The organism is Pseudomonas sp. MF08817, from assembly GCF_059862705.1.
Window position 1 is genome coordinate 1 of sequence record NZ_JCBCUY010000085.1, and the last position, 2,635, is coordinate 2,635.

2 protein-coding genes are annotated in these 2,635 nt (G+C 63.6%); both read right to left on the bottom strand.

Annotation, left to right across the window (positions count from 1 at the left end):
• Window positions 1-93: 93 nt before the first annotated feature.
• A complete protein-coding gene (istB, locus tag AC19YR_RS24645) occupies window positions 94-843 on the bottom strand; it encodes an IS21-like element helper ATPase IstB (protein WP_024264895.1) in 750 nt (249 codons plus the stop codon).
• Window positions 821-2,404: an IS21 family transposase gene (gene istA / locus AC19YR_RS24650; RefSeq protein WP_024264894.1), complete on the bottom strand. Its 1,584-nt coding sequence runs from the start codon at window positions 2,402-2,404 to the stop codon at window positions 821-823. Before istA ends, istB begins: the two co-directional genes overlap by 23 nt.
• Window positions 2,405-2,635 lie beyond the last annotated feature (231 nt).

Consider the following 2,635-nt stretch of genomic DNA (forward strand, 5'->3'; position numbering starts at 1 on the left):
TGCGTATTTCGCTCATCGTGACCGGTCATTTCGCTAACAACGTGACCGGTTTCTCCACCCGATTGCGCGGGGTCTAAATTCTAACCGCATCGGTCACGATGCCGCTTCTTCTTCCGTCTTTTTACGTCGCAGCGACTCACCCTTCATCACGATTCGATACGCGCTGTGCACCAGCCGATCCAGCAAGGCGTCGGCCACTGTCGGATCGTTGATCCAGCCGTGCCAGTGATCGACCGGAAGTTGGCTGGTCAGTACCGTCGACCGCGAGCCGGCGCGGTCGTCGATCACTTCCAGCAAGTCGTGCCGGGCATTTTCTTCCAGCGGCGCCAGCGCCCAGTCGTCTAAAATCAGCACGTCGACTTTGGCCAGTTGTTGCAGCGTGCGGCCGAAGCTGCCGTCGCCGTGGGCGATCCGCAGTTGTTCCAGCAGGCGTGGCGTGCGCAGGTAGAGCGTGCTGTAGCCTTGGCGGCAGGCCTGGTTACCCAAAGCGCAGGCGAGCCAGGTTTTGCCGACGCCGGTTGGGCCGGTCAGCAACAGGTTGTGCTGTTGGCGGATCCAGTCACCGCCGGCCAGGGTTGCGAGCTGGCGTTCGTCCAGTCCTCTGCCTTGGCGGCGGTCGAGGTCTTCCAGGCAGGCGCCGGCGTATTTGAGTTTGGCTTGTTTGCGCAGTCGCTCCAGGCGTTTGTTGTCGCGCCAGGCCAGCTCGCGGTCGAGCAGCAGGCCGAGCCGCTCATCGAAGCTCAAGCTGTGGCTGGCTGGCAGTGTCCACTGCTCTTCCAGCGCCTTGGCCATGCCGCTGAGGCGCAGGTGGTGCAATTGATTAAGCGTGTGTTGCGTCATCATTGAACAGCTCCTTTTGGGTGTAATAGTCGGCACCGCGCACGTTCTCGTGGCAGGCGGGTTGAGCGGCGGTGACCTTGGGCAGCGGTTGCTGGTCGAGCCCTTGTTTGAGCAGGTTGCGTACGGTGCGGCTGTTGAGCGCGCGCAGTTGCACGGCGCGGCTGGCTGCCGCCTCCAGACGCTCGTTGCCATAGTGGCGAGCCAGCGAGAGCAAGCCCAGGCAGGAGCGGTAGCCCATCTCCGGATGGGGTTTGTGGGTCAGTTGATGTTCGACGATCTGCCGGACGTGCGGGCCGATCCGCTCGCCCCAGTCGAGCAGGCGCTGAGGCGTCCAGTCGCGATGGGCCTTGTGCGAGGCCGGCATGTGTTCGCTCTGGGTGCTGTAGGCGCCGCGCCGCGGGAGCAACAGGTGGCTGGCGACTCGCCGGTGGCCATGCAGGATTTCGACGGTATGGGCGCTCACTCTGGCGTCGACGCTTTGCCGGGCCAAGGCCGAGGGCACGCTGTAAAAGCCGCCATTCACTTCGATGTGGTAATCAATGTTGACCTTGCAGCGCTTGAAGGTCACGACCTCATACGGATGCGCCGGCAGCGGCCTGAGCGCTGGCTGGTCGAGTTGCTCGAACCAGTCCCGTCGGCATCCGTCGAGCTTTTTGAACGGGCGTCGGTTCAAGTCCTCCAGCAAGACGGCGATGGCCTGATTGAGCGCATGCAGGCTGAAGAACTGCTGATGCCGCAACCGCGCCATGATCCAGCGCTCGACTACCTGCACCGCTACCTCTGCCTTGGCTTTGTCCTGCGGCTTGCGCGGGCGCGCCGGGAGCATGATGGCGCCGTAGTGCTGGGCGCACTCCAGTGCCGCGCGGTTCAGACCCGGCTCATAACGGTCAGGCCGGGCAACCAGGGCGCGAGGGTTGTCCGGGACGATCATTTCGGGGACGCCACCGAAGTAGCTGAGGGCCTGGCTCAACGCCGTCAGCCAGTCCACCTGGGTCTCGCCCGGCGTGGCGCACGCGTAGGTGTAGTTCGAGGCGCCGAGGGCTCCGACGAAGATGTGGGCCTGGCGGATCTCGCCGGTGGCGGCGTCGATCACCGGCAGCGTGGGCCCGGCGTAGTCGATGAACAGCTTTTCGCCCGCGCGGTGCTGCTGGCGCATCGAACGTTTGAGCGTCCGTGCGTAGCAGCGGTAATGCTCGACGAACTGGGTGTAGCGGTAGGTTGGCTGGTCGGGATGAGCGGCGGTGTATTCCTCCCACAGCAGTTGTAGCGTCACGCCTTTGCGACGTAGTTCGCGGTGCAGGGTGATCACGTCGGGCAACACGCGGTCGCCGCGTGTGTGCACGACTTTGGCGGCCGGAATCAGGGCGGCGCCAAGCGCCGCCTCATCCAGTAGAGCCAGCGCGGGCCACTCGATGCCGGTGTCGCGCGCCGCCTTGATGTACTTGCTGACCACGCCCTTGGACAGTTGCAAGGCGCGGGCGATCTTGTCGTGGGACAGGTCGGCCTCGAACTTGAGGCGCAGGCATTCTTTGATATTACGCATGGCTACTCGCTGCGCCGCCATCCTTCGATTCCCCGAAATGGGACTGAGGGTGGCGGCGCGTCAGGTCATGCGCAACGGAGTGGAGGGTATTTCGCTAACAGCGTGACCGACCATTTCGGTAAGAGCGTGACCGGCTGTTTCGGAACAGGCGGAAAATCGGTCACGTTGTTAGCGAAATGAGCGGTCACGCGTTAGCGAAATGGTCGGTCACGATGTACCGAAACGGGCGGTCACGATAGGCCGAAATACGCA

Coding starts and splice junctions, on each gene's coding strand:
- istA (WP_024264894.1), bottom strand. CDS start 2,404: ATGGCGGCGCAGCGAGTAGCCATGCGTAATATCAAAGAATGCCTGCGC.
- istB (WP_024264895.1), bottom strand. CDS start 843: ATGATGACGCAACACACGCTTAATCAATTGCACCACCTGCGCCTCAGC.